At 69.9% G+C, this 25,906-nt stretch carries 21 protein-coding genes, 1 tRNA gene and 1 pseudogene; 11 read left to right on the plus strand and 12 right to left on the minus strand.

Translation table 11 applies throughout. The features are described 5' to 3' along the window. The first annotated feature begins 163 nt into the window (after nucleotides 1-163). From G1H11_RS09585 to G1H11_RS09615, 7 genes are all read left to right on the plus strand, one after another. Nucleotides 164-913 carry an SCO2322 family protein gene (locus tag G1H11_RS09585; protein WP_163818325.1) on the plus strand — a complete coding sequence of 250 codons (750 nt, stop codon included), beginning with the start codon at nucleotides 164-166 and terminating at the stop codon, nucleotides 911-913. A gap of 46 nt (nucleotides 914-959) precedes the next feature. Then, nucleotides 960-2,060 carry a CbiQ family ECF transporter T component gene (locus G1H11_RS09590; RefSeq protein WP_163818326.1) on the plus strand — a complete coding sequence of 367 codons (1,101 nt, stop codon included), beginning with the start codon at nucleotides 960-962 and terminating at the stop codon, nucleotides 2,058-2,060. Then, complete coding sequence (locus G1H11_RS09595; RefSeq protein WP_163818327.1) at nucleotides 2,057-2,971, plus strand: ECF transporter S component; 915 nt, start codon at nucleotides 2,057-2,059, stop codon at nucleotides 2,969-2,971. The genes G1H11_RS09590 and G1H11_RS09595 overlap by 4 nt, the downstream gene beginning before the upstream one ends. Continuing rightward, a complete protein-coding gene (locus G1H11_RS09600) occupies nucleotides 2,968-4,599 on the plus strand; it encodes an ATP-binding cassette domain-containing protein (RefSeq protein WP_163818328.1) in 1,632 nt (543 codons plus the stop codon). Before G1H11_RS09595 ends, G1H11_RS09600 begins: the two co-directional genes overlap by 4 nt. Then, complete coding sequence (gene cobT / locus G1H11_RS09605; protein WP_163818329.1) at nucleotides 4,599-6,293, plus strand: nicotinate-nucleotide--dimethylbenzimidazole phosphoribosyltransferase; 1,695 nt, start codon at nucleotides 4,599-4,601, stop codon at nucleotides 6,291-6,293. Before G1H11_RS09600 ends, cobT begins: the two co-directional genes overlap by 1 nt. Before the next feature lie 42 nt (nucleotides 6,294-6,335). Then, nucleotides 6,336-7,154 carry an adenosylcobinamide-GDP ribazoletransferase gene (locus G1H11_RS09610; RefSeq protein ID WP_174257514.1) on the plus strand — a complete coding sequence of 273 codons (819 nt, stop codon included), beginning with the start codon at nucleotides 6,336-6,338 and terminating at the stop codon, nucleotides 7,152-7,154. Between the two features lie 143 nt (nucleotides 7,155-7,297). Beyond that, entirely contained in the window at nucleotides 7,298-8,689 is a 1,392-nt protein-coding gene (locus G1H11_RS09615) for an FAD-binding oxidoreductase (protein WP_216843610.1), read from the plus strand. A 23-nt stretch (nucleotides 8,690-8,712) separates the two neighbouring features. On the opposite strand, the gene G1H11_RS09620 is transcribed toward G1H11_RS09615, so the two are convergent. Then, on the minus strand, nucleotides 8,713-9,612 hold the full coding sequence (locus tag G1H11_RS09620; protein WP_163818330.1) for a LysR substrate-binding domain-containing protein: 900 nt from the start codon (nucleotides 9,610-9,612) through the stop codon (nucleotides 8,713-8,715). Nucleotides 9,613-9,692: 80 nt separating this feature from the next. Here G1H11_RS09620 and G1H11_RS09625 point away from each other — a divergent pair, with 80 nt between their 5' ends. Then, on the plus strand, nucleotides 9,693-10,661 hold the full coding sequence (locus G1H11_RS09625) for a threonine ammonia-lyase (protein ID WP_163818331.1): 969 nt from the start codon (nucleotides 9,693-9,695) through the stop codon (nucleotides 10,659-10,661). 125 nt (nucleotides 10,662-10,786) lie between these two features. Continuing rightward, nucleotides 10,787-11,206, plus strand: a complete 420-nt coding sequence (locus tag G1H11_RS09630; protein WP_163818332.1) for a TIGR03668 family PPOX class F420-dependent oxidoreductase — start codon at nucleotides 10,787-10,789, stop codon at nucleotides 11,204-11,206. Between the two features lie 61 nt (nucleotides 11,207-11,267). Here G1H11_RS09630 and G1H11_RS09635 read toward each other — a convergent pair whose 3' ends face one another. The 3 genes from G1H11_RS09635 to G1H11_RS09645 all read right to left on the minus strand — a co-directional run bounded on the left by G1H11_RS09635 (nucleotide 11,268) and on the right by G1H11_RS09645 (nucleotide 13,047). Further along, nucleotides 11,268-11,732, minus strand: a complete 465-nt coding sequence (locus tag G1H11_RS09635; protein WP_163818333.1) for a hypothetical protein — start codon at nucleotides 11,730-11,732, stop codon at nucleotides 11,268-11,270. Between the two features lie 202 nt (nucleotides 11,733-11,934). Next, the gene (locus G1H11_RS09640; protein WP_163818334.1) at nucleotides 11,935-12,099 is read right to left on the minus strand and encodes a hypothetical protein; all 165 of its coding nucleotides are present in this window, start codon (nucleotides 12,097-12,099) and stop codon (nucleotides 11,935-11,937) included. Nucleotides 12,100-12,153: 54 nt separating this feature from the next. Next, the gene (locus G1H11_RS09645) at nucleotides 12,154-13,047 is read right to left on the minus strand and encodes a DUF1028 domain-containing protein (RefSeq protein WP_163818335.1); all 894 of its coding nucleotides are present in this window, start codon (nucleotides 13,045-13,047) and stop codon (nucleotides 12,154-12,156) included. A 103-nt stretch (nucleotides 13,048-13,150) separates the two neighbouring features. On the opposite strand from G1H11_RS09645, the gene G1H11_RS09650 reads away from it, so the two are divergent. After that, nucleotides 13,151-13,732 carry a GNAT family N-acetyltransferase gene (locus G1H11_RS09650; RefSeq protein WP_163818336.1) on the plus strand — a complete coding sequence of 194 codons (582 nt, stop codon included), beginning with the start codon at nucleotides 13,151-13,153 and terminating at the stop codon, nucleotides 13,730-13,732. Nucleotides 13,733-13,776: 44 nt separating this feature from the next. On the opposite strand, the pseudogene G1H11_RS26990 reads toward G1H11_RS09650, so the two are convergent. The 4 genes and pseudogenes from G1H11_RS26990 to G1H11_RS09670 all read right to left on the minus strand — a co-directional run. Beyond that, nucleotides 13,777-14,478 (minus strand): annotated as a pseudogene (locus G1H11_RS26990) (phosphotransferase family protein); the annotation flags it as partial. Between the two features lie 232 nt (nucleotides 14,479-14,710). Further along, nucleotides 14,711-17,746, minus strand: coding sequence for an AAA family ATPase (locus tag G1H11_RS09660; protein ID WP_163818337.1), 3,036 nt, complete (start codon nucleotides 17,744-17,746; stop codon nucleotides 14,711-14,713). Continuing rightward, the gene (locus G1H11_RS09665; protein WP_163818338.1) at nucleotides 17,746-18,939 is read right to left on the minus strand and encodes an exonuclease SbcCD subunit D; all 1,194 of its coding nucleotides are present in this window, start codon (nucleotides 18,937-18,939) and stop codon (nucleotides 17,746-17,748) included. The genes G1H11_RS09660 and G1H11_RS09665 overlap by 1 nt, the downstream gene beginning before the upstream one ends. Before the next feature lie 141 nt (nucleotides 18,940-19,080). Beyond that, a complete protein-coding gene (locus G1H11_RS09670; protein WP_163818339.1) occupies nucleotides 19,081-20,070 on the minus strand; it encodes a DUF2867 domain-containing protein in 990 nt (329 codons plus the stop codon). Between the two features lie 64 nt (nucleotides 20,071-20,134). On the opposite strand from G1H11_RS09670, the gene G1H11_RS09675 reads away from it, so the two are divergent. Further along, entirely contained in the window at nucleotides 20,135-20,749 is a 615-nt protein-coding gene (locus tag G1H11_RS09675; RefSeq protein ID WP_163818340.1) for a TetR/AcrR family transcriptional regulator, read from the plus strand. 117 nt (nucleotides 20,750-20,866) lie between these two features. On the opposite strand, the gene G1H11_RS09680 is transcribed toward G1H11_RS09675, so the two are convergent. The 4 genes from G1H11_RS09680 to G1H11_RS09695 all read right to left on the minus strand — a co-directional run bounded on the left by G1H11_RS09680 (nucleotide 20,867) and on the right by G1H11_RS09695 (nucleotide 25,879). Continuing rightward, nucleotides 20,867-20,943 (minus strand) — tRNA-Thr (locus G1H11_RS09680). A 139-nt stretch (nucleotides 20,944-21,082) separates the two neighbouring features. Beyond that, complete coding sequence (secD, locus tag G1H11_RS09685; RefSeq protein ID WP_163818457.1) at nucleotides 21,083-23,440, minus strand: protein translocase subunit SecD; 2,358 nt, start codon at nucleotides 23,438-23,440, stop codon at nucleotides 21,083-21,085. 265 nt (nucleotides 23,441-23,705) lie between these two features. After that, nucleotides 23,706-24,095: a hypothetical protein gene (locus G1H11_RS09690; RefSeq protein ID WP_163818341.1), complete on the minus strand. Its 390-nt coding sequence runs from the start codon at nucleotides 24,093-24,095 to the stop codon at nucleotides 23,706-23,708. A gap of 194 nt (nucleotides 24,096-24,289) precedes the next feature. Next, nucleotides 24,290-25,879, minus strand: coding sequence for a family 10 glycosylhydrolase (locus G1H11_RS09695; RefSeq protein WP_163818342.1), 1,590 nt, complete (start codon nucleotides 25,877-25,879; stop codon nucleotides 24,290-24,292). Between the last annotated feature and the right edge of the window lie 27 nt (nucleotides 25,880-25,906).

A 25,906-nucleotide genomic window follows, 5' to 3' on the forward strand; every position in this document is an offset into this window, starting at 1 on the left:
GGTCCCAGGCTTGTGCTCGCCGCTCCCGCGGTTCGAGGTGGTAAGCCGGAATGCCCGGCGTGGGAGCGGCTCGAATACTCGTCGAGGATCGCGGGTGAGCCGGGAACCGTGCCGTGCATTCTGCGGGACTTTCCCGGGCTCCACCGTGGAAAGGAACCCACAGGTGCGCCTCATCTCCGCGCTGGCCGTGGTCGCCGGCACCGCTGGACTGCTGGCCGGGACGGCGCTCAGCGCCGATGCCACCGGATACCGCTACTGGTCCTACTACCACCAGACGGCCGGCGAGTGGGAGTACTCGCAGGTCCGGATGGACAGCCACGTTCCGGTCGACGGTGCGCTCGAGGCATGGCGGTTCGTCACCGCCGAGTTCGGCGACACCAGCCGTGAGCCCCGGGTGGACATCTCCTTCGCCGATGTGTGCGACGGCACCGGATCCGCCGACGGTGAGAAGCGGATCGCCCTGGTGATCGATTACGGCCGCGCGGCCGACATCGCCGGCGACGACGAGCCCCCTCAGCTCAGAGCCGCGTGCGCGGTGGTGGACGAGGACGCGACAACCGCGATGGCGCTGTCCTCGGTGGCCGATCTCCGCATCGACGACACCCGGCTGTGCGCCATCGACGATCATCCGGCGGAGGGCTGCAACGAGGCCGTCGACCCGTTGCCGGACACGGCGGCCGAACCCGACGACACGGTTCAGCTGACCGAGGTCGCGGGCCTGGCCGGAGCTGAATCACAGCGGGACTCCGGGTCTGGTGACCCTGCCGAGGGTGAAGGCGAGGCAGAGGCCGACGACCGGCCAGCGGCAACCTCCGACGGCGGCGCGGACATCGGCGCGTGGGGTGGAGCGGCCGTCGTCGCCGTCGTGGTCGCAGGGGTGGCGGTTGCCGTCCGGCGGGCGCGCCGCTCATGATCATCGACGGTTGGCGGCGCTATAGCACGGCTGATCGTCGATGATCATGGGGACCGTGCGGGCCGTTCCGCGCCTTCTCCATCCGCTGGCGTGGTGGATGTGGGCGGTGGCGATGGCCGTGGTCGCCAACCGGACCCGGAATCCGCTGATTCTGGTCATTCTCGTGGCCGCGGTGGTGCTGGTGGCGGAGCTCCGTGGTGAGGACCGGGACCGGCGGATGACACTGTTCCTCTGGCTGGCCGCGGTCGTCGTCGGCATCCGCGTGGTGGCGCAGATCGTCTTCGGCGGAGGCGCGATCGGCACCACGGTCCTCTTCCGGATGCCGCAGGTCCCGTTGCCGGAGTGGACCGGAGCGGTGCGGCTGGGCGGACCGGTCACCCTGGAGGAGCTCGCCGACGCGCTCTACGGCGGCATGAGCGTCGCCGCGATGATCGTGTGCCTCGGCGCGGCGACGGTACTCGCCAGCCCGCGGCGGTTGCTCAGATACGTTCCGGCCACGCTGTACGAGGTCGGTACGACACTCGTCGTGGGGCTGACCTACGCGCCGATGCTGATGGACGACGCGCGCACGGCGTGGGCCGCGAGGCGGCTGCGTGGCCGCGACGGGCGAGGACCGCGGGAGGTGGCCCGAGTCGCCGCGCCGGTGCTTTCCGCTGGGCTGCGCCGAAGCATGGCACTGGCCGCGTCCATGGAGTCCCGGGGCTACGGGCGGCCGGGCGCGGGCCGTCAGGGAACTCGCCGGGTGGCCGGCGCGATGGTGCTGACGGGCATGGTAGGCGTGGCACTCGGCGTGTTCGGCCTGATGTCGGCCGGGACGTCTCGTCCGGTCGCCGCCGGATGCCTGCTGGTGGGAGCGGCTCTCGCCACAGCGACCGTGTGGCGCCCCGGGGGAAGGCGCCCGCCCGGCAGAACCGTCTACCGGCCGGACCGGTGGTCGAGCGCCGAATGGAGCGTTCTGATCTGCGCCGGCGTATCCGTGGCAGCGGTCTTCGTGGTTGTCGCGGCCGATCCCGGCGCGTTGACGCCGTCTACGGTCCCCCTGTCCGTTCCGGACCTGCCATGGCCGGCCGCGTTGGGCGTGGGCGTGGCCGCGATGGTCGCCTGGACGACGCCGGTGCCGCCGGACCGCATGGAACACCGGCCATGAGCGTCGGTGACTCGGCCGCCCCGGGCTCCAGCGCCTCGGGCTGCGCCGGCCCGGCCTCCAGCGCCTCGGGCTCCACCGCCACGATGGGCGTGCGCGGGGGCGGGCTCTCCTGGCTCGTGGTCGGCGCGGCCTCGGTGACCGGCCTGCTCGCGTTCACCTGGATGTTCTTCGCCGGTCCCGGTTCCTTCCTTGCCGCCGCCGGCACCGATGGGACCTGGCTGTTCTCCGTGCTGCTCGCGCTCCTCGCGGCAGCGGTCGGCGCGCAGCTGGCGTCGGGCGCGTTCGACGCGAAGACGGTGGCGCTGATCGGCGTCCTGTCCGCGGCGGGTGGCGCGCTGCGGGTCCTCGGCGCCGGCACCGCCGGCCTGGACCCGATGTTCCTCGTGCTCGTGGTGGCTGGCCGGGCTCTGGGGCCTCTGACCGGCTTCGTCACCGGCGGGCTCACCATGCTGGCCGGGGGCGTCCTCACCGGCCGGGTGGGCCCGTGGACGCCGTTTCAGATGCTCGCGTGCGCTTGGGTGGCCATGGGCGCCGGGCTTCTCCCCGGTGGCCGCCGGCTGCGTGACGACGACGCGGCCCGGCCGCCGCGGTCGGAGCGCTGGCTTCTGGCCGCCTACGGCCTCGTCGCCGGGGTCGCGTACGGCTTCCTGACCTCCATGTGGTTCTGGCCGGTGATGGCCGGGTCGGCGGGAGGCCTGGGATACGACGCCACGGCCGGAACCGTCGCGAACCTGACCAACTACCTGAGCTTCTGGCTGCTCACGGCGATGGGCTGGGACCTCCCGCGCGGGATCCTCACGGCGCTGCTGTGCCTCGCGGCCGGCCCGGCGATCCTGGCCATGATCCGGCGAGCCATTACCCGGGCCGGATTCGCGGCACCAGTCCGCTTCCATCCGGAGGAGCGGCTGTGATCCTCCTCGACCAGGTCAGTGTCCGCTACCGGCGATCCGAGCCACTGGTGCTGCGGAACGTCGACCTCACGGTCGGCGAGGGGGAACTGGCGGTGGTGGCGGGGCCGACCGGGACCGGCAAGTCCACCTTGCTCGGCTGTGTGGCCGGACTCGTCCCGCACTTCACGGGCGGCGTGGTTCACGGCCGGGTCGTGGTCGGCGGACGGGACACCCGCACCCATCGGCCGGGTGACCTGGCTGACCTGATCGGCTACGTGGGCCAGGATCCGGCGGCCGGCTTCGTCACGGACACCGTCGAGGACGAGGTCGCCTACGGTCTGGAATGCCTCGGCACGGCACAGCCGGTCATGCGCCGCCGCGTCGAGGATGCGCTGGATCTGCTCAGCCTGGCAGCGCTGCGGTCCCGGCGGCTGCGAGGGCTGTCCGGGGGAGAGCGGCAACGAGTGGCGATCGCGGCGGTGCTAGCGACTGGATCTCGCGTCCTCGTGCTCGACGAGCCCACCTCCGCGCTGGATCCCGGCGGTGCCGAGGACGTCCTCGCGGCGGTGCACCGCCTTGTGCACGACCTCGGCGTCACCGTTCTGATGACGGAGCACCGGCTGGAGCGCGCGTTGCAGTTCGCCGATCAGCTGGTGCTGGTGGAGGACGGCCGGGTCCTAGCCGGCGAGCCTTCCCTGCTGATGGAGGTCTCGGCGGTTCGTCCTCCGGTGGTAGAGCTGGCCCGGCTCGCCGGCTGGTCACCGCCGCCGGTCACGGTGCGCGACGCCCGCCGCAGAGCGGACCGGCTCCGGCATGATCTCGCCGCGGCGCCGCCATCGAGCCCGCGGGAACCGGCACCCGGACCGCCGCCAGCTCCAGGGCGCGTGCGCATCCGCGGTCTCACGGTCCGGCGCGGCCGGAGGCAGGTATTGCACGACGCGGACCTCGACATCCCGGCGGGCGTCGTCGTCGCTCTGATGGGACGCAACGGAGCTGGCAAGAGCACGTTGCTGTCGGCGTCGGCGGGCCTGGTGGCGCGGGAGGGCGGCGTGGTCGACGTCGACGGTGCCGATCCGGCTGACCTGCCTGCCCAGCAGGCGATCAGGCTGGTGGGCCTGGTCCCGGACGACCCGCGCCTCCTGTTGCGGGCAAGCTCGGTCGCGGACGAGTGTGTGGGCGCCGACGACGACACGGGCGTAACGCCGGGCGCCACCCGGCGGATGCTGGCCCGGATCGCCCCTGGCCTGGCCGGCGCGCACCGGGTAAATCACCATCCGGACGACCTCTCGGAGGGTGAGCGGCTCACGCTGGCGATGGCAGTGATTCTCACGGCCGGGCCGTCGTTGCTCCTTCTGGACGAGCCGACCAGGGGACTGGACTACGCGGCGAAAAGCAGGCTCAGCGCGATGCTGCGCTCCTTTGCGGCCTCCGGACTCGCGGTGGTGGTCGCTACCCATGACGTCGAGTTCGTCGCGGACGTGGCCGACCGGGTCGTGACGATGGCCGGCGGACGCATCGTCGCCGAAGGCCCCGCCGCGGACGTGCTCCTCTCGTCCTACGTCCACACGCCGCAGGTGGCGAAGGTGCTGCGGCCTCACCGCTGGCTCACGGTCGGCGCCGTGGCGTCGGCCATGAAAGGAGAAGGATGATGGAGAAGATTCTCGTCTTGGGTGGTGCGCGCTCCGGCAAGTCGGCGTTGGCCGAGCGCTGGGTGACGGAGCTTCCCGACGCCGGCCCGGTCACCTACGTGGCGACCGCCGGCGACAGGCCCGGCGACGACGAGTGGGCCGAGCGGGTGCGCCGGCACCGAGCGCGTCGCCCGGCGTCGTGGCGGACGCTGGAGGAGACCGACGTCGCGGCGGTGTTGCGGACAGCCGAAGGAACGCTCGTCGTGGATTGCCTGTCGCTGTGGCTGACCGCGGTGCTCGACGGCACGGGTGCGTGGGAGGACGCCGGCGCGCTGGTCCGGGTGGATGCCGCGGTGGACGAGCTGATCGACGCGTGGCGATCGAGCCGGGCGCGGATCGTGGCGGTCAGCAACGAGGTCGGTTCAGGAATCGTGCCGGCCACACCCTCCGGGCGGCTCTTCCGTGACCTGCTCGGCACCGTGAACCAGCGGGTGGCCGCCGATGCGCATCGGGTCGTGCTCTGTGTGGCCGGCCGGGCGCTCGAGCTCCCCGCAGCCACCCCGATCCCGCCCGCATCGACGAGTGCTGACCTGATGCCGCCCTCGGCCGCGGAGAGCTCCTCCGTGACCCTCCGATGCTCGACCACCCTCGGGCGGGCATCACGCCATGCGCCGTCTCAAACGATGGAGGGCCACCCTGGAGTTCCGGCGCCCGTCGATGCGGAGGCCGAGCGGGCCGCCCGAGAGCGCGTGGACGGGCTGGCCAAGCCGGTGGGGTCCCTAGGACGGCTTGAGGAGATCGGTGTCTGGCTGGCCGCCAGGCAGGGCAGTCCGGTGCTGCGGCCGCCGGCGCGTGTCGGTGTCACGGTGATCGCGGGCGATCACGGCATCGCGGAGCTGACGTCGGCCTATCCGGCAGCGGTGACGCCCGCTATGGTCCGGACGGTCGCCGCTGGGAAGGCCGCGATCAACGCGCTCGCCTCGGAACACGGTGCGTTCGTGCGGGTGCGTGACCTCGGGGTGGACGCGGACCTGGGCGACGTGGCTCCGGAGGTCACCGAGCACAAGGTCAGCCGGGGTACCGGCCGGATCGACGTCGAGGACGCGCTGCCGCGGGAACAGGTGCGGGCCGCGATCGCCGCCGGCCGCACACTCGCCGGTGACCTGTCCGCCGATCTACTCATCGTGGGCGACCTGGGCATCGGGAACACGACGATCGCCGCCGCCCTGATCGGATCCATCACCGGGATCGACGCCGAGAAGGCGACCGGCCGGGGCACCGGGATCGACGACGCGACTCTCCACCGCAAGACGGAGATCGTCGCTCGCGCGATTGAACGGGCCCGCCCGGTGCGTGACGAGCCGGAGGACTTGCTGGCCCGCATCGGCGGCGCTGACCTGGCGGCGATGGCGGGCTTCCTCGCCGGTGCCGCCGAACGGGGCGTTCCGGTCCTGCTGGACGGGGTGGTCGTCACGGCAGCCGCGCTGGTGGCGGAGGCGATCACGCCGGGCTCGTCGACGTGGTGGCTGGCGGGGCACCGGTCGGTGGAGCCCGCGCACGACGCCGCCCTGGACCACCTGGGGCTGGAGCCGATCGTCGATCTGCGGATGCGCCTCGGTGAGGGCACCGGCGCGCTCGCCGCTCTGCCTGTGCTGCGCTCCGCGGTGGCGATCTGTTCCCGGATGGCCGCGCTGGCCGATCTGGATCTCGGATGAGCCGGTGCACAACGGGCCGGCCGCGGCGGATCGGCGGCCGGCATGCGTGACGCGTACCGGCTGGCCGTCGGTACCCTCACGGCTGTCCGGGTCGCCGCCCCGGTGGACCTCACCCGGCGCGTAGCCGGCCGGGCGATGTTGCTGGCACCGATCCCGGGACTGATTCTGGGTGTCGTAGCCGGAGGGGTGTGGTGGACCGGTTCGGCACTGGGCACGGGACCGTTCGTGGCGGCGGTGCTCGCCGTCGCCGCACTGCGCCTCGGCGATCGCGGGTTCCACCTCGACGGGCTGGCGGACACCGCGGACGGGCTGGCCGCCTCCTACGATGGGGAGCGCGCATTGGCCGTGATGCGGACCGGCGACACGGGACCGGCCGGTGCCGTAGCCGTGGTCGTCGTCCTGCTGGCGCAGGTGACTGCCGCCGCTGAACTGGGTCGCATCGTGGGTGGCGACGGCTGGGCGGATCCGGGCCGCATCACCGCTGCGGTGGGCGTCGCCGGGTGCGTCGTCATCTCCCGGACGATGCTCGCGGCCGGGTGCGTGCGCGGCGTTCCGGCGGCACGCCCGGACGGGCTCGGCGCGGTGGTCGCCGGATCGGTCGGAAGGGTCGCCGCGACGACAGCGGTGGTTCTCGTGACGGCGGCGTTCGCCGGGGGCCTTGCCCTGACGGGCGCTCCGCCGGGGGCGCTTCCCTGGTGGGGGGCCGCGGTGGCGGCCGGTGCCGCTCTCCTCGCCGCTGCGGTGGTGCTCCGCCGGTGTGTGCGCCGGTTCGGCGGGGTCACCGGGGACGTTCTCGGAGCCGTGGTGGAGGTGTCGCTCGCCGTCGGCCTCGTCGGCCTGGTGGTCGCCGGCGGCCGATGAGTTTCCGGGCCACCGCCGGTCTGTCTCGATGACCGACGGCGATTTCGGCATCGCGTGTCGATTCCGGATCGCTTCGTTCGACGTCTCAGTGAGGGCGCCTCACGGCTCCTCATACCGACGGACACGTGCGAGGGAGCAGAGACATGAGGCAGCACATCGGGGAGCAGGCGCACGGAGGCAGCACCGCGGCCGCCGCCCGTACGACGCCGCACACGGGGGCCGCACGCCGGTTGCGGATGGTGCTCGGCGACCGGCTCCACCTCCCTGGAGAGCCGGGATACGATCAGGCGCGCCGTCCGCTGATGCCCGTGATCGACCCCCAGCCGGCGATGGTGGCCGAGGCCGCAGGCGTCGATGACGTGCGTACCGCCGTCGTGACCGCGCGCGAACACGGGCTCCCGTTCGCCGTCCAGGCCACCGGACACGGCACTCGCGTCCCGTCCGACGGTGGCATTCTTCTCAAGACCGGCCGGATGGCCTCCGTCCTCGTGGATCCCGCCCGGCGGATCGCCCGGGTCGGTCCCGGAGCGCGATGGGAGCAGGTCCTCGCCGCAGCGGCGCCGTTGGGCCTGGCGCCGCTGTCGGGTTCGGCACCGTCGGTCGGGGTCACCGGGTACAGCCTCGGTGGCGGAGTCGGCTGGCTGTCTCGTAAGCACGGATTCGCCGCGGACAGCATGCTTCGCGCGGACGTGGTACTGGCTGACGGACGGCGGGTGACCGCCGACTCCCACCGGCATTCGGACCTTTTCTGGGCCCTGCGCGGCGGCGGAGGCAACTTCGCCGTCGTGACCGCACTGGAGTTCCGTCTGTATCCGGTGTTCCAGGTCTACGGGGGCATCTCCTACTTCGCGATCGAGCGAGCGGCCGACATTTTGGCGCGGTACCGCGTGTGGGCCGAGACTGTTCCGGACGAGATGAGTACCGCCGTGGTGCTGACCAGGATGCCCGGCACCGACGACATCCCGGAGCCGCTGCGGGGGCATCGGGCAGTAGCGATCAAGGTGCTCCACGCTGGTTTGGCCCGCGAAGCGGACCGGCTGCTCCGGCCGCTACGCTCCGCCGCCGGGCCCGCGCTGCACGACGGCTACCAGGTGATGCGCTATGCCGATGCCGCGATGGGAGGCACGCCGTCGCGGTACTTCGACTACTTTGCGACGCTTCCCGATTCCGTCGTCGATCAGCTCGTGGAGGGGTCGGGCGACGATGCCGCGCCCACGGTGGAGGTCAGGCACTGGGCCGGTGCGATGGCCCGGCCGGCGTCGGGCGCGGGACCCGCCGGCCACCGGGAGGCGGCCTTCAGCGTCATCGTCGACGCTCCCCGGCCCGGTCTCGCGGACGCCCTGCGTCCCCACGGTTTCGGTGCATCCTTCCTCAACTTCCTCGGCGACCCCGCGCGTGTCGAGACAGCGTTCACGCCGGCGAACTATCGGCGATTGCGTGAGATCAAGGCGGCGTACGACCCTGGCAACGTCCTCCACGTCAACCTCAATATCGCTCCGGCCGGCGTCGCGCCCGCCGGGCACCACGCGTCATGACGCCCATGGCACCGGGTGCCGCGTCACCGCGGCCAGACCGGGACATGCACGGTCGCGGACAGGACATCGAGGAACGCCTGGACAGGCCCGGGCAGCGGAGGCTTGCCGTAGGTGACTGCCAGGACCCGGCGCCGGTCCCGCGGCATCCTGGTGATCCGCACGCCGTTGTGGCGGTTGGCGAGCAGGGCCAGCCCGGGCAGAGTGGTGACGCCGATGCCCGCCGCCACCAGCGCCTGGGCTGCGACGTAGTCGTCGGTCTCGAACTCGATGGTCGGGGTGAAGCCCGCCGCTTCACAGGCGACCAGCAGATGTGCGCGGCATCGCTCACAGCCGGCGATCCAGCGTTCGCCCGCATAGGTGGACAGCGCGGACGCGGCGCCGGGCCAGGTCTCACGGGCGGGCGTGACGATGTACAGCGGTTCGTCGAGCAGGGCCACCGAGGTGACGTTGGCTGTCGGCTGGGGACGAGGCGCGTCGTACTCGAACACCAGAGCGACGTCCGCCGCTCCGTTGCGCAGGGCGTCGAGCGACTCTGGAGGCTCGGACTCGGTGAGCGCCAGCTCCAGCCCCGGATGCCGAGTGGCGAACTCGGCCGCTGCCGGAGGTACGAGCGTGGCCAGCGCGGACGGGAAGGCGGCCAGCCGCACCCGGCCGGTCTGCAGGCCGGCGTGCGCGGCGAGTTCCGCCTGTGCCGAATCGACCCTGCCGATGATCTCCTCGGCACGTGCGACGAGCAGTTCGCCCGCCGCGGTGAGACGTACTCCCCGCCCGGCACGTTGTACCAAACTCACCCCGCACTCGGCTTCCAGCCTGGCCAGGTGGTGGCTGACGGACGGCTGGGCGTAGTGCAGGGCTTCGGCGGCGCCGGTCACGGACCCTTCCCTGGCCACGGCCACCAGAACTCGGAGGCGATTGAGATCCACCCCAGAACAATAGACGATGTTGATGGAAACGGAGAGAACATGTATTGGACCTATCTATCCCCAGCTGCGATGGTGTAGGCATGCGAGCTCCGACCATCAGCGACGTGTTCCAGGCGCGACGGGTCCTGACCGGGCACCTCCGGCCGACGCCGTTGTCGTCGTACGCCGCGCTCGACGCAACCACCGCCGCGAGCGTGCTGGTCAAACACGAGAACGTCCAGCCCACGGGCGCGTTCAAGGTACGTGGAGGCCTCAATCTGCTTGCCGGGATGGCGTCCGAGGATCGGCAACGGGGGATCATCGGGTATTCCACCGGCAATCATGCGCAGTCGCTGGCGTACGCCGCGCGGCAGGCCGGTGCCGCCTGCACCATCGTGATGCCCGAGCGGCCCAACCCCAGCAAGGCCGCGGCCGTTCGCGCACTGGGAGCCGAGCTCGTCGAGTTCGGGGCGACCATGGCGGAGGCATGTGAGCACGCCGAGAAGCTGGCGGCAGAGCACGGATCCCGGCTGGTCAGCGCGGCCAACGAGCCCCAGCTCATCGCCGGGGTCGGCACGACGTACCTCGAGGTGTTCGAGCAGGCACCGGACCTCGACGTCATCGTGGTGCCGGTGGGAGGCGGGAGCGGGGCAGCCGCGGCCTGCGTCGTGGCGGCGGCGGTGGCGCCTCAGTGCCAGGTGATCGCGGTCCAGTCGTCCGCGTCACCGGCGGGACACGATTCGTGGCGGACCGGCCAGTTGGTCAGCCGGGCGAACCGGACGGTGGCCGAGGGACTGGCGATCGGCTCCGGATTCGAGCTCACGCAGCGTATTCTCCGCCAGCATCTGGCCGATTTCGTGCTCGTCGACGACGAGACCATTGCCGACGCGCAGTGGGTGCTGATGCGCGACGCTCACACCGTCGCCGAGGGAGCTGGAGCGGCGTCGATGGCGGCACTGCTCGCGTATCCTCACCTGTTCGCCGGAAAGCGGGTAGGGGTCATGTGTACGGGTGGCAACGCAAGTGAGGCGGAGCTGCGCACAGTATTGCGACCCGCGGCTGCAGCCTGACTTCGGCTATGTGGCATCGGCCGGTGACGTGGCTCAACAGGCGGCGCAGGTACGCCGGCCTGACGGTGGCATCGAGGCGCCCTGACCGAGCAGAATCGGTGGATGTCGACGACGCCGAGTAGTCCATGCGATTGAGCGCCGATGAGTGCCGGGTCCGGTTGACCGCCGCACGGGTCGCCCGGTTGGCCACAGCCGGTGCCGACATGCGTCCCCACCTCGTGCCCGTGACCTTCGTCGTCGACGGTGACGGGCTGGTGATCGGCATCGATCAGAAGCCGAAATCGACCACGAGGCTGCGCCGGTTGCACAACATCATGGAGAACCCCCGGGTCGCGGTGCTCGGCGATCATTACGACGACGACTGGACGCGGCTGTGGTGGGTACGCGCGGACGGCAGCGCGACCGTCGTCGCCGAAGGGTCGGCGCGGGACGCCGCCGTGGAGGCGCTCACCGCCAAGTATCCGCAATACCGCGACGACCCGCCGCTCGGTCCCGCGATTGTGGTCGACATCGATCGCTGGGCGGGGTGGGCCTACGCGTCCTAATGCAGGACACAAGGTGGCTGGTGCCGCTGCCTCGCGTGCTGCGCATCGGGGGTGCCGGTGCTCACTGGGGCTTCGACTTCTGCTGCCGGACACGGTAGGCGCGCTGGCGGCAGGCGGCCGAGCAGTAACGCTGGTCGGCGCGTCCGGTTACGAGACCGCCGCACTCAGCGCACGGCTTGGTGACGGGTATGCGCAGCAAGCCGTTGCGCTGCTTGCTGGCTTTGACGGTGCACGCTCGCGAACAGGTGATGTAGCGCATTCTGGCGTTCCCGCCCCGGACGACCGGGTGCCCGCAACCCGCACACGGGGCCGGGCCGGCCGGCTGCGGCTGGCGGGCCGGGCCACTCCCGTAGAGACGGATCACCACGTCGCCGCCGAGGGCATAGGGCCGGCCGGGCCGCCAGCACTTCTGGCAGATCAGGAAATCCTTGGGGCGGCCCTCGACACGGATGACGACGTCCTCGGGACCGATGTCGTGGCCGCAGCGGACCTTCGGCAACGCCGATCGACCGGGATCAGCCGACATGCGAACCTCCTTCAGGTCTGTCCGTGATGACGGTGGAGTGGTCAACGAAGCTAGAACGCTCGGGCCAAGCGAGGGAACGTCGGCCGCTGAGCGCCGCGGCGGAGCGTGGTTCCATCTACAAAACTTAATGTTTCGTAACACGATGTATTGACGATGGCGTCATGTCAAGGCTGGCGGGACAGCGACGGAGTCCGGCGCCGCTTCAGGCGGCGTACTCCACCAGCCGGCACAGCGCGTTGATGCCCTGGAGTTGCGCCACACTGCCTGCCGGAGCGCTCAACAGGGCGGGGCTGCCGACGAGTATGGCGAGCGCCCGGGCTCGTGAGACCGCGACGTTGAGCCGGTTCCGGTTGGCGACGAAGTCCACGCCGCGAGGCGGCGAAGGAGCGCCGTGCGACGCGTCAACGTGCCGGGAAGCTGGTCAACCGGCGAGGATGTGGTCCAGCACATCCTGATCGACCAGCCCCGCGGCACTGAACCTCCGCGCCACGCTCGCCATCTGCGGGTGGCGTCGCTGCAGCTCACCGCCGAGCCGGCGGGCGTCGTCCAGGTGACCAGCGGCGGCGTATACGATCGCCCGCCAGAGCATCAGATCGGGATCCAGTTCCGCGGGATCCGGCTCGGGTGGCAACAGATCCACAGCCGTGTCCGCCGCGCCGTCGAGGGCATGCTCGAAGGCCTCGACGGTCCGGTGATAGCGCCAGTTGTGCTCGGCCATCCGGCCGATCTCGCCGACCGGGTCTTCGTGGTCGTCTACTCGCAGGTCGGCGATACTGTCCTGCCACGGTCGGCCGCTGCGTCGAGCCCGGACGACGAGTATCGCCGCCGATCGTCGCCCTCTGTCGTCGCCGCCGGCATCCTCGGCGGCCTTCATCGCGGCGACCAGGCGGTTCGGCATCCACTCGGAGGCGCAGCTTTCGTAGGCTTCGACCATGGCCTCCCAGACCCGCGGGCCACGCACCATGTTCGCGAGCGCGGCGCAGGAGTCGCCGAGGAGGTGGCCTGCCGCGGCGACGCAGGCCTCGCCGGTGTACACCACGATGGCGCCGTCGGCGTCCACCATGCCCACCTGACGGCGCTCTGGATGAGGATCGACGCTGCGTAGTGCGGTCAAGGCCTCGGCCGCTGTGAGCCCGGCTCGCAGCGCGTCGAGCCCGAGATCCCCGTACATCGGCTCACCCATCGACTGGGTGGCGACGATTCCGAAACCCGGCGCCGCCCACGGAACGCTGCTTCCGACGGCGAACGCCTGAGACTGAGTGGCCACGCCCATCGAGCCGGTCCGTGGATCGCGAGCGATGATGGAGTACGTCATCGCTCGACCGTAGGCCACGGCGCCGCCGGCCTCCACCGTTGCGCCGCGCGTCGGGGGTGAAACGGGCAGGCGCCAAGTGGTGTGCCAGAACTATCATTCGAGGGTGCTCAAACCTGACTATCCCATCGAAACCGTCCGGCTGACCCTCCGCCCGTTCGCCGCCACCGACCTCGACGATTTATACGCCTACCATCGTGACCCGGAGGTGGCGCGCTACCTGTACTGGGAACCGCGTGACCGCGGCCAGTCACGAGAAGCGCTGGACGCCAGGATCGGGCAATACCTGCTGGAGAAGCAGGGGAACAGTCTGATCCTCGCCGTCGTCTGGAGGGAGACAGGCCGTGTCGCGGGAGAGGTCAACCTCGAGTGGCTGAGCGAGGAGCACCGGCAAGGAGAGGTCGGTTTCGTTCTCAATCCGGAGTACCAGGGTCGCGGTGTGGCAACTGAGGCCGGCGAAGCTATGCTGCGGCTGGGTTTCGAGGGCCTTGGCCTGCACCGGATCATCGCCCGTTGCGATGCCCGCAACCACGCGTCCGCTGCGGTCATGCGTCGGCTCGGCATGCGCCAGGAGGCGCACTTCGTCCACAACGAGATCTTCAAAGGCGAATGGGGCGAGGAGCTCGTCTTCGCCATGCTCGCCGATGAGTGGGAACGCCGGCGCGGGTCAGCGGCCACGCCGTCCTGACTCCGCGGCGGCGCGATTCTCGCGGCGGTAAGCCACGAGGCGGCCGGGTATCCGGTGTCTCCTACGTGCTCGATCAGCCAGCGCGACGCCACCAGACTGCGCAGTGACCACCAGGCGCGGATCACGTCCCGGTCCGCGCCGGCGCCGTAGCCGGCAAGCAGGTCGTCCAGACATTCCTCGTGTCCGAGCGTCAAGGTGGCGAGGTCGAACATGGCGTCGCCGGGGGCGGCCTCGGACCAGTCGATGATGCCGCTGACCTCGTCGCCGTCAACGAACACGTGAGTAATCTGCAGGTCGCCGTGGATGAACGCCGGTTCCCACGGCCGGAGCGCCGCCTCGGCGATCTCGCGGTTGCGCCGGATCACATCGGCGGGCAAAACGGCGTTGGCGAGCAGCCACGCGCACTCGCTGTCGAGCTCCGCCGCCACGTCTTCGAGCCTGGGCCCCGGCCACGGCGGCAACGGCGCATCGTGCAGCCTCCGGATGGCGGCACCCGCCGCAGCCCATGCCACCGGCGACGCGGTCGACGGTTCGCCGAGGAGGCCGAGCGCCTTGCCGGGCACGGCGGCGATCGCGAGCACGGGCGGCTCGCGCCAGAGGATCGCCGGGGTTGGTATCGGCGCCATGGCCATCGCCTGCACCTCAACGTCGGCGTGCGCCGGGTCGCCGTCGACCTTCAGGAACACGTCACCGACGCGCAGTGTCGCGCGCTGGCTGTGCGCGACGACGACTTCAACCTCTTCCATACCGGCCATCGTGGCGGGGATGGCCGCCGATGTCGCCGGATTTTGCGGGTTGGGGTTCGCGCAGTCCTCCTGGCACCGGTGGACCACTCTGGCGATGCTCGACCACGCTCGAACGGGTCCTGGCCTGGTCCCGCTGGCGCAGACGGCACCAGCACCGCGCCCACCAAGCCCACTACCAACGACGCGAAGGCAACGTCACCGCAGCCGACAGGCCCGATCTACGGCTGTGGTACTAGGCGACGACGGCCAGGGTGCTGGGCCCGCCCACCGATGTCCGCCTGACATCGATCCGCTCCGGGATGCGGGTCTTGAGCTCCTCGACGTGACTCACGACGCCGACCACCCGGCCGCCGCTGCGCAGGGCCGAGAGCACGCCCATGACGTGGTCCAGAGTCTCGGGATCGAGGCTGCCGAAGCCCTCGTCGATGAAGAGCGTGCCCATGCGCAGTCCGCCTGCCTGAGCCGTGACGACGTCGGCGAGGCCGAGGGCGAGGCTGAGCGAGACATAGAAGGTCTCGCCGCCGGAGAGGGTCTCCGTCTCGCGCCCGTGTCCGGTGTGCGCGTCGATCACCCGCAAGCCCAGCCCGGTCCGCCGGGTGCCGTGCTGTTTGCCGTCGTGGGCCTCCAGCGTGTAGCGCCCGGCCGACATCTCGACGAGCCGCTCGTTGGCGGCTTCGACGACGCTGTCGAAGACGCGCTGGAGCACGTACGTGGCCAGCGGTGTACGCGTGGCGTTGTCAGGCGAATCCGCGTTGGCGAGGCCGGCGATCCGGATGGCGGGAGCCGCCTTGTCATGCTGGGCGCGGCGATGTCTGGTTGTCTTGACTAGTCTGTCCCGGCAGTCGCGGCTGCGGTTCAACCGGTCGTGGCTGGTCGTGGCGCGTTGTCGCAATGCCGTCAGCTCCGCTTCGTGGGCGGCGAAGGCTGCTCGGGCCGCCTCGACGTCGAGGTGGGCGTCGGGATCGATGCCGACCAGATCTGGTTCGGCGAGCCTGCCCTCGACCGCGTCCATCCGACGCCGCCATTCGTTCACCAGCCGGTGCAGATCCGCCAGCTCATTGTCCGGCAGGAGAGCGTCCCGGACGGACTCGATACTCGCGAATCCGGCCGAGCTGATGGCTTGGCGTAGCTCCGAGGTGCGGCTCGCGTGATCTTCGGTGTACCGGGCGAGTTCGGCGAGCGCCGTCATCAGCTGGCTGGCCGCCTCGGCACGACGCTTGAGGTCGCTCACCCGGGAGGCGACACTCGGAAACCCGAGACGAGCCTCGGAGACACGGGCGGCGTCCCGGTCGACCGCTTCGGTGCGGGAGGCGAGGCGCGCGTCGACGGCGGCGATGTCGGCGATCGCCTTTCCCTGCTGTTCTCGGCAGGTCTGCTGCTCCTGCCTGCGCCGGATGAGCTCGTGGTTGAGTGTCGTGGTGCTCTGTTCGGCGGCTTCCGCGTCCGCGATGGCGGCGTCGAGTTCGGCCAGCCGCTGCCGCAGTTCCTGAGCTGTGCGTCCGTCGAGGCGGCCCTCGAGCTCGGCCACCCGGGTGGCGGCCTGGCTGAAGGCCTCGACACAGGCGTCGAGATCTTGCTGACAGGCGATCCTGGCCTGTTCGGCAGCGTCGACACTTTCCCGGTCGACGTGATCGAGCATGCGCTGGGCCGGCTTGGGATGCTTCACCGAACCGCAGACCTGGCACGGCTTGCGGGGGACGAGTTTCTCCGCGAGCTCGGCGGCCACCCCCTCCAGGTAGCGGCGCCGTAAATCGGCCTCCGTCTCGCTGGCCTTGGTGAACATGCGAAGCGTGGCGCGCCGCCTGCTGTCCGCGGACTCCCGCTCGTGTCGTGCGTCAAGGAGATCCTGATGAACGCCCGCAAGTTCCTCCACCGTGCGGCGCTCGGCTCGCAGCGAGGGAAGTGCCGCGGCGACCTCACGGGCCGCCGCGGACTGCTCTTCCAGCATCTCGATCTGACGCGGGAGCGCCTCAGACCTGGCCTCGATCGAGGCCAGGTTCTTCTGCAGCTTGGCGTGTTCGTCGGTGAGACTCGTCAGCTCGTCACGACGGGGGGGAAGATCAGCCTCGAGCTTCAGCATGTCGTTCAGCCCGACCACGGTGTCGAGCAGCTCGCGGTGAGCTGAGGCGATCGCTGCCTGCTCGGCCGTGGTCACGTCGATTCCGGGCAGCTCGACGGTGGCGCGGAGAACCTCGACTCGGCTCCGGGCTCGTTCCAGGCGGCCGTTCACCGCGTCGAGCGCGTCGATGGCCGACCGGCAGGTGGCCGCGCGGCGGCCGGCATCGAGGCGGCGGTCGGCTTCGTCGTGGTGGTCTCGGGCGGCTTCGAGCTGTTCCTTCTCGGCCAACGCCGTACGCAGCCGGTCTCGACGGCTCTGCCGCTGCTCGAGATCGCTCAGCCGGTCACCGGCTTCGGCGCGCGCTGCTTCGGCCTGGGCGCACTGGGTGGTCAGCGACTCGTAGGACCCGGCCAATCCGGCGATGATCTCGTCCGCCCAGCCGATCAGCGCGGCCTCGGTCTCATCCTCCTGATCCGTCACCGCGGACAGGACCTGATCGACCAGCTGCGTTCCGGTGTCGGACGCGCCTTCGATGCCGGAGGCGTAGGCGAACGACTCGACCGCGAACCGGAGCCGCGCGTCGGCGTCGTCGCACTCTTTGCGCATGTCGGCGCGGCGGCGCTTGAGTTCGGCCTGGATGCTCTCGAAGTGTTCGGTGCCGAAGATGCTCTGCAAGATGTCGCGGCGTTCGTCACTCCTGGACTGCAGGAACCGCGCGAACTCACCCTGAGGAAGAACCACCGTTTTGACGAACTGCTCCCGGCTGAGGCCCAGAGCGTCGCGGATCTCGTCGTCGGCCTCCCCGGCGCGGGTGGACAACGGGTCGCCGGCCACGCCCGCGGGACTGGTGCCGCGCCACAGTTTCACGCTCGCCTGCTGGGTCACCGTGCCCTCGCCCCGCTTCTTGGGGCGCTGATACTCCGGTGTCCGGCGTACCCGGTAGACCCCGCGCCCCGTCTCGAAGACAAGGTCGACGAAGGGCTCGGTGCCGAGGTCGCGGTGGTCGGAGACGAGCCGGTACTTGCTGGAATTGCCGCCGGCGACCTGTCCGTACAGGGCGAACACGACGGCGTCGATGATGGTTGACTTGCCGGCACCGGTAGGCCCGTCGAGCAGGAAGAGGCCGCCGGCGGTGAGTTCGCCGAAGTCGATGTGCTGCTGGTCACGGAAGGGGCCCAGCGCCGCGAAGGTGAGAGTGTGCAGCTGCATCACTCGCTCCGCTCAGCCGCGAGGACGGCGTCGTGAGCTTCCTGGAAGCAGGCCAGTTCGGCGTCGGAGATACCAGTGCCGCTCACGTGCTGCACGAAATCACGGGCGACGTCGAGCGGGTCGATGGCACGCGGATTGGCCAGGCGGTCGGAGTGGGCGGGGGTCTGCCCTTCCGGTGCGTGCCGGATCTCGAGGAGATGCGCGAAGCGCTGGGCGGCACGCTCTCGCATCTGTGGTGGCCGGCCGGGATCCGTCACGGTGATCTGGACCCACGAGTCCTCGTCCTGATCGAACCGACGGCTGGTGAGGATCTCGTCGAAGGAGCCCGAGATCCTGGCCATGGGCCGAGGCTGGGGGACCGGTACGGCGAATAGGTCAGCCACGCCACCGGCACCCATCTCCACCATTGTGACCGACTTCTCCTGAGTCGCCTCGGAGAAGGAGAACCGCAACGGGGACCCGGAGTACCGCAGCCGGGTGCGCTGATCTTTGGTCCGCGGCTCCTGTGCGCCGTGGAGATGCCCGAGGGCCACGTAGTCGATTCCGTTGAACACGGCGCTGGGTACGGAGTCCACCCCGCCGACGCGGATGTCGCGTTCACTCTCCGACGTCTCTAGAGCTAGGCCACCGACGACGAACGCGTGCGCCATGACGACCGTCCGCGCCGTGACTTCCGGCGTGTGGGAGCGTCGTCGTTCCCGGTCATCGGCCACCCGCCGCATCGCGGCGGTACAGACGGACTCATGGGACCGGGCGATCAGCTCATCACCGTCGGAGAGCTCGTGCCGGCACCCGTCGGGGTCGAGATACGGGAACGGATAGACCAGCACCGGACCATGCTGGTCGGCGAGCTCGACGGCCGTGCCGACGCCGGCCACGCCGGTGGAGACGAGAAGGTTGTGCGGGAACAGGGTGGAGCCGTATCCGAGCCGGATGGCGGAGTCGTGATTGCCCGAGGTGACGATGACGGTGGCATGCTCGGTCAGCCGCCTCAGGGTGTCTTCCAGCAGGCGCACCGATTCCACCGGAGGGATGGCTCGGTCGAAGATGTCACCGGCGACCAGGACGGCGTCAACCCGCTCTTCGGCCGCGACCTCGACGATGTGATCCAGGGCAGCGGCTTGATGCTCCAGGAGATCGATGCCGTGCAGGCTGCGGCCGAGATGCCAATCCGACGTGTGGAGCAGACGCATGTGCACCCCTTCCTGGTGGACAGCCCGATCGCCTCCGATGACACGAGGATGCCAGCCGCTACCGACAGAACCCGTCAGACGCGCTGGCGGCGGGCACCGTGGTGCGTTGAGCGTTCGTGGAGACGCGCCGTCGGGGTCGGATCAGCGAGGACTCGCCGCACCACGCGCCGCACCACGCGGAGTGCGGCCTTCGGCGAGACGGCGCAGTGCCCGGTGGAGCATCGCCCGGACGATGCGTGGGTGCGCTCGTGACACGACGGCCATGTACAGCCTGCCGCGCCGATTGTGGATGCGGACGACCGTGCTCAGCGTGACGGCGTCGTCGTCAACCAGAACCGAGGCGCGGAAGTCGAGGTGGCCGGCGTCGGTGCCGAGCAGGACCTCGCAGGGGCGGCGACCCACGGTGTCGAACGAGTGGCCGTCCCCTTTCTCGATCCCCACCAGTCCGACGAGCGCGTTGCGGGCGAGCAGCAGGGCGCCGACCCAGCGTGGCGGGTCCCGGAAGATCGCGTCGGCCCAGACCTGTGGATCGGACGGCGCACCGGGCAGCAGCGGCACCGACCAGGCGTCGGAGAAGTCGATCCGGGGGAACGCGTCGCGAGCCAGTTCTGCCTGCACGGGCACGGACACGGCCACAGGCCGGGGGAGCTCGGTGAAGCGCCGCAGTATGCGGACCCACCGAGACCAGGTGGCCGGGCGCTCGACACCACCCGTGGTGTGGCGCTCGGCGTTGTCGAGCAGGTCCTCGACCACGGCATCGTGCATTGGCCGAATCGCGACGGGCCACAGAATGCGCGTGACGCCGCGCGGCGCGCCTTCCGCGAAGTGACGCAGCACGACGTTCCCATCGGGGAGAGGTTCGATCACCAATTCGTGGAAGCCATCGATCCCGGTCTCCGGGTGGAACGTGAAACGCACTCTGCGGCCGGGCTCGTATTCGCTGACCCAGTAGCGGATCGGTCCGTGGCCTCCGTCGGCGCCGACGGATATGGGTCTGTCAAGGCGCATCGCCAGCCATGCTGGTGATGGCCACAGCTTGTCGTCATCGCTGCCGAGCGTGGACATCAGCTCTCCGAGCGCCTCCGCGGATGCGGGGATGACGCGTTCGTGAGTGTTCCGGACGAGTCCCATGGCTACCTCCGTCGACGCACCATACGGTGCCGTATGGTCAGATCCCATACGGTACCGTATGGTGATGGACTCGTCGCCTTCGGATCCCCAGAGTGGTGCCCCCACCAAGTCCTCCCGGCTGACTGCCGAAGACTGGGCACGGGCAGCCCTGGCTGCGATCAGTGACCGCGGAGTCGCGGCTGTGTCGGTGGAGCCGCTCGCCGCCGGACTCGGTGCCACGAAGGGCAGCTTCTACTGGCACTTCAGCAACCGGCAGGCATTGATCGACGCGGCGTTGCAGCTCTGGGAGAAGGAACACACCGAAGCTGTCATCACCACGATCGAAGCGGAGGACGGCCCGGAACAGCGGCTCCGTAGGCTGGGTGAGCTGGTGGTCGGGTACAGCCGCGGGGACCGGATCGAGGTGGCGCTGCTCGCCCATGCCGACGATCCCGCCGTGGGGCCGGTTCTTCGACGCGTGACGAGCCGGCGGATCGACTACGTGGCGGAGCTGTACCAAAAGCTGGGTCTCGACGAGGCGGAGGCGAGGCAGCGGGCCGTCCTCGCGGTCAGCGTCTATCTCGGACACGTGCAGCTCGCGCATACCGCGCCGGACACGCTGCCGCAGGAGTCCGCGGCGTGGAAGCGGCACGTCGACCACATCGTCAGCGCGCTCATCGTGGGCGCGGCCGCCTCGTAGGAACGATGGAAGAATCCGTACGCAGCGATGGAAAGCTTGTGTGTGCCCTGGCGCGTGCGATCTTCCACTGCTGACCACAAGGTCGTCCACCGAGAGGCGGTGGGTAGTTTGTGCAGGTGGAGCCCGAAGTCGGATTCGAACCGACGACCTACCGCTTACAAGGCGGTTGCTCTGACCAGCTGAGCTATTCGGGCGGGCGCAAGAAGAAAGTTACCCGAGGGAGCCGGGGGATCTCCAATCCGTTCCCCGCTTGCGGTGGTGCACCGGTCTACCGACATTGTCAGGGTCATGACCCTGACAATGTCGGTAGACCCGGCACTTCGCCACCCGGCCTTAGACCACCGCGCCGTAGTTGGGGTCCTCGCGGTTGCCCGCTCCGGTCTTCACCTTCTCTTCGGGCTCCGGCGCCGGGTACTTGCGCTCGAGCTCCACGGCCAGCGGCGTGGCGGTGAAGTTCGACGAGTAGGTCCCGATCAGGATGCCGATGATCAGTGCGAACGCGAAGTCCGACAGTGAGTCCCCGCCCAGGAAGTAGAGCGCGAACAGCGGGAACAGCGTGCTCATGCCGGTGTTGACGGAGCGGGGCAGCGTGTTGAGCACGGCCGTGTTCGCCACCTGGCGGAAGTCCTCGCCGGCCCGGCGGGTCCACGTCTCCCGGATCCGGTCGAAGACCACCACCGAGTCGTTGACCGTGTAACCGATGATCGTGAGGATGGCGGCCAGGAAGATGCCGTCGATGGGCTTGCCCAGCCAGGCGAAGATGCCGACGGTGACGATCACGTTCTGGAACAGCGCCACGACGGCGCCGCCGCTGAGCGTCCATCGGAACCGGATCGCCAGATACGTGAGCTGTGCGGCGAGCGCCACCGCCAGGGCGATCAGTGCGTTGCGCTGCAGCTCGTCGCCGAGACTCGGCCCGATCAGCTCGTCGCGGACCATTTGCCCGCCGCCGCCCAGTTCGCTGATGGCGTCGATGATCTCCCGGGCCTCCGTGTCGGACATCTCCACGGTGCGTACCGAGATCGCGTCCTCCCCGGCCGCCCCGGACTCGTTCACGATGGCGGTCGGGAAGCCGAGGTCGGCCACTGCCTCGCGGGCGTCGTCGATGTCGACCATCTCGGTGGGGGCCACCTCGACCAGCCGGCCGCCGGTGAACTCGATGCCGAAGTTCAGGCCCCGGATCGCGATTCCGGCACCGGCCAGGATGATGGCGATCAGTGATCCCGCGAGCAGGCGACGCGAGTGACGCATCAGGTCGGGGCTGCGTTCACGCAGCCAGAGCCGGACCCGGCCGTGCTTGGCCAGGCCGCTCGCGGCCGGGTGGGTCCGGACGAATCGCCGGTCGATCACCCACTCGGTGAGCGCCCGGCTGAGGACGAGCGCGGACAGCAGCGACGCGAGGACACCGATGGTCAGCGTCACACCGAAGCCACGCACCGGTCCGGAGGCCAGGAAGAACAGCAGGATAGCCGCGAGCAGCGTGGTGACGTTCGAGTCCGCGATGGCCGAGATCGCCTTCTTGAACCCACTGGGAACCGCGTTGCGCATGCTCTTCATCGCGCCGTCGACGTAGTCCTCCCGTGCCCGTTCGAAGATCAGCACGTTGGCGTCGACGGCCATACCGATGGCCAGGACGAAGCCGGCCAGGCCTGGGAGCGTCAGGGTGGCGCCGAGCGCACTGAGCACCGCGTAGGCGATGACGCCGTAGCCGATCAGGGCGCCCACGGCCATCAGGCCTACGAGCCGGTACGCGACGACGATGAATATCGTGGTCAGGGCAAGGCCGATGGCGGCAGCCCAGGCGCTGGCCTGGATAGCGGACTCGCCGAGTGTCGGGCCGACGACGCGCTGTTCGATGACCTCGACCGGCAGCGGAAGGGCTCCGCCCTCGATCAGTGCGGACAGTTCCTCCGACGACTCCTGGGTGAAGTTGCCGGTGATCCGGGTGTTGCCGCCGCGCTGACCGATGTCACAGGTGGCGTCCTGCACTGTGGGCGAGGTGATGACCTCGTCGTCGAGGATGATGGCCACCCGGCGCTGCGGGTCGCCCTGCTGGAAGCAGGCCGCCTGCCCGGTGAGGGAAGCCCAGTCAGTGGCGCCCTGCCCGGAGAAGTCGATGGTGACGAACCAGCCGCCGGCCGTCTGGATGTCGAACTGGGCGCTCGCGGCCGAGACTTCCTCACCGGTCATAGTGGCGGGACCGACGACGATCGGCTGACCGCGCTCGTCGGTGATGACCGACTCTTCCGCCGTCGGATCGAACTCCTCGTCGGTGGCGCCGTCTTCCGCCGTGTCTTCTTCAGCGGGCGCATCCTCGGTGGCCTCGTCCTCGGTGGCCTCGTCCTCGGTGGCCTCTTCGTCCGTGCCCTCGTCGTCGGTGGTGGCTTCCTCCTCACCCTCGACCGGTCCGTATCCGAGCACGGGGTGGAAGGTGAGCTGTGCTGTCCGGCCCAGAGCCTCGGAGGCTTCGGTGGGGTCCTCCAGACCGGGAAGCTCGACGATGATCCGGTTCTCACCGGAGCGCGACAGCGACGGCTCGGATACGCCGAGTGCGTCGACCCGCCGGCGCAGTACCTCGACGGCTCGGTCGGTGTTCTCCGAGTTCGCCTCGACAGTGGGTCCGTCCTGCGCCTCAAGGGTGATCTGAGCCCCGCCCTCGAGATCGAGCCCGAGGTTCGGGCTCGCCGTCATGGTGACCCACGCGGACGCACCGAGCAGGAGAAAGGCAAGGGCGACGCGGAACACCCGCGCCGGCTGGGTGACCGCGCGATTGCCCCTCTTCGCCGCGCGCTGGCGGAAGAGGGCATACGTCGCCGCACATATGCCGACGACGGCTAGGACAAGGTAAAAGGCGTTGGTACGGTCCACAGGAGATCTCCGGAAGGCATCGCCCAGGCAGGCGGTTCGCATGACGCGAGCCGGCGCTGGAACGGGCGGTGGGCGAACGAGGGGACGTCTACTGCTGGTTCCCCGGTGGTGCGCGGTCGGGATGCGCGGAGTTCTGGGACCCGCGCGGCTCCAGGTGACCGTCTCTTTCGAGCCACATGGGCAGCCGGTAGAGGTCGAGCGGATCGACCGTGGTCTCACCTGCCGGCGGCGGCAGCAGGCCGGCTTCCGGCGCGGGTGTGGTCGGGGCCGCGATGGCCTCGGGCAGCTCCTGGGCGGCGGCGAGGGTCACCACGCCGACAGACGACGGCTTCGTCTCGACAGAGAGCTCGCGGGACTGAGCCGTACTCGCCAGCGCGGGGAGTCCGGCTGACACCACCATGAACAGACCGGAGAGGACGACGGCGGGGAGCCGCCGGGCGATGCCATGCCAACGGCTTCTGGCATGCCGTTGATGCACGTCCCCACCTCCCTCAGCCATCCTGGGCGCCACTCACCCTACACCTGCCGCCCAGGTCGATGACGTGTGCACATAGGGCGGGCGAAACACGACGGTGGTGCCGGAGCGCGTCCCGCGTCGGCGGGACGGCCCCGGCACCACCGGTGCCGATCTTGTTGACAGAGTTGTCGGGCTTGCCAGATCTGTCCTCGGACTTACCGGATCTGAATCAGCGGTGACAGATCCGCCGAGGTGATGTCGCCGGCAGTGACGCGGACCGAGGCCACCGGCTTGCCGACCACGCCGTTGGGCAGGTCGGCCTGAACCAGGTACCGGCCGGGCGGCACGTGGGCGAAGCCGAACCACCCCGAACCGTCACTGGAGCGAGTAAGGGTCTCGCCGCCGCCAGTCAGCGGCCGGAGAGTCACCTCGACATGATCGAGCGCGTCACCGCTCCGGGTGACGAGCTGGCCCGTGACGTGGCCCTCGGTGGGTGTGTCCTTCCAGTCCATCGCGGGCACGGCTGCCGAATCCTCGAAGGGGGCGCCGTCGGCGGTGAATGTCTCCGCCAGGGCGTCGCGCTCGGCATTCTTGACCGCCGGGTCGGAGCTCGCGGTGGCAGTCTGGCTGACATTGGCGTAGGAGTAGCCGCTCCATCCCACGACGGTGTTGCCGGCGTCGGTAGGTATGAGCAGGTCGTTCAGCTGCTCCAGGCTGTGTTCGACGTCATTGAGGTAGAGGGCCGGGCCGGAGACGGACTGCCGGTCGCCCTGCCAGTCCGCCAGAACCTCGTTCCACTCGTCATACATCCGGGCCTGGTCGGGATTCCATTCCCGCTTGTAGTTCATGGCCACGACGGTGTCCATGATCCCTTCGTCCTGCCAGCCCCTCCAGTCCTGAAGGACCTCCGCGTACGTGCGGGTCTTCTCCCAGCCACCGACGCTTTGCGGACCGAAACCGTAGGTGATGGCATCCATGGAGAGCCTCACGGCCGGGTCGACTTCCCACATGCCGAGGTAGATCTTGCGGACCAGGTTGGTGACCTGCGCACGACGCCAGTCGTTCCATTCCGGGTCCGATGCCGCCGGCACCTCGGTGCGGCCGGTGGCCTCCTGGAAGCGCGCCACGGCGACGTCGTTGTAACCCCAGTCGCTGTGCGTCGTAGTGGAGCTGCCGTCCGGGTACCGCACGTAGTCGAGGTTGATGCCGTCGACGTCGTACTCCGTCACGATGCTCTGGATAGCATCGACGATGTATTCGACGGCGTCCGGGTGACCGGGATCGATGTAGGCGTTGGCGCCCACGAATTCCGTGCCGTCGGCCTTCTTGTTCAGCCAGCGGTCCGTACCGGTGGCGGCGGGCCCGTGCTGATTGAACACGTGGTCCGCCGAGCTGGGCGGGTTGACGTTGTTCCACATCGTGTTGACGTTGACCCACGCATGCACCTCGAGGCCGGCTTCGTGCGCCTTCTCGATGATCTTGTCCAGGGGGTCGTAGGGTGCGGGAGCGATAGCGGCGTCGGTGCGGGGGTACAGGGCGCGGTTGCAGAAGCAGTCGTAGCGGCGCGCCGTCTGGACGATGAGCGCGTTGGCGTTGATGGCCAGCGCATCGTCCACGAGCTTCTCGACCTGGGCCGGGTTGTAGATCCCTGGGTTGAAGGCGTCAACCCAGTAGCTGCGCCACTGTTCAGGCAGCTCGTCGTCGGCGGCCGCGGCCGAGGGCAGCGCGAGCGAGGCGGTGAGCGCCCCGGTGAGTGCCAAGCCGAGAGCGGCGCGGAATCCGCGGGTGCGGGGTGATCGTGCCATGAAGGTCCTCCCTCACTGGACTAGACC

The sequence above is a fragment of the Phytoactinopolyspora alkaliphila genome (assembly GCF_010550695.1).
In the GTDB taxonomy this organism is placed as follows: Bacteria; Actinomycetota; Actinomycetes; order Jiangellales; family Jiangellaceae; genus Phytoactinopolyspora; species Phytoactinopolyspora alkaliphila.

What these genes read in the sequence shown, in the direction of transcription:
- G1H11_RS09590 (WP_163818326.1), top strand. Translation starts at nt 960, where the DNA reads ATGGGGACCGTGCGGGCCGTTCCGCGCCTTCTCCATCCGCTGGCGTGG.
- cobT (WP_163818329.1), top strand. Translation starts at nt 4,599, where the DNA reads ATGGAGAAGATTCTCGTCTTGGGTGGTGCGCGCTCCGGCAAGTCGGCG.
- G1H11_RS09665 (WP_163818338.1), bottom strand. Translation starts at nt 18,939, where the DNA reads ATGCGTCTGCTCCACACGTCGGATTGGCATCTCGGCCGCAGCCTGCAC.
- G1H11_RS09595 (WP_163818327.1), top strand. Translation starts at nt 2,057, where the DNA reads ATGAGCGTCGGTGACTCGGCCGCCCCGGGCTCCAGCGCCTCGGGCTGC.
- G1H11_RS09630 (WP_163818332.1), top strand. Translation starts at nt 10,787, where the DNA reads ATGCGATTGAGCGCCGATGAGTGCCGGGTCCGGTTGACCGCCGCACGG.
- G1H11_RS09625 (WP_163818331.1), top strand. Translation starts at nt 9,693, where the DNA reads ATGCGAGCTCCGACCATCAGCGACGTGTTCCAGGCGCGACGGGTCCTG.
- G1H11_RS09670 (WP_163818339.1), bottom strand. Translation starts at nt 20,070, where the DNA reads ATGGGACTCGTCCGGAACACTCACGAACGCGTCATCCCCGCATCCGCG.
- G1H11_RS09675 (WP_163818340.1), top strand. Translation starts at nt 20,135, where the DNA reads ATGGACTCGTCGCCTTCGGATCCCCAGAGTGGTGCCCCCACCAAGTCC.
- G1H11_RS09610 (WP_174257514.1), top strand. Translation starts at nt 6,336, where the DNA reads ATGCGTGACGCGTACCGGCTGGCCGTCGGTACCCTCACGGCTGTCCGG.
- G1H11_RS09695 (WP_163818342.1), bottom strand. Translation starts at nt 25,879, where the DNA reads ATGGCACGATCACCCCGCACCCGCGGATTCCGCGCCGCTCTCGGCTTG.
- G1H11_RS09635 (WP_163818333.1), bottom strand. Translation starts at nt 11,732, where the DNA reads ATGTCGGCTGATCCCGGTCGATCGGCGTTGCCGAAGGTCCGCTGCGGC.
- G1H11_RS09660 (WP_163818337.1), bottom strand. Translation starts at nt 17,746, where the DNA reads ATGCAGCTGCACACTCTCACCTTCGCGGCGCTGGGCCCCTTCCGTGAC.
- G1H11_RS09645 (WP_163818335.1), bottom strand. Translation starts at nt 13,047, where the DNA reads ATGACGTACTCCATCATCGCTCGCGATCCACGGACCGGCTCGATGGGC.
- G1H11_RS09615 (WP_216843610.1), top strand. Translation starts at nt 7,298, where the DNA reads ATGAGGCAGCACATCGGGGAGCAGGCGCACGGAGGCAGCACCGCGGCC.
- secD (WP_163818457.1), bottom strand. Translation starts at nt 23,440, where the DNA reads ATGACGGCGAGCCCGAACCTCGGGCTCGATCTCGAGGGCGGGGCTCAG.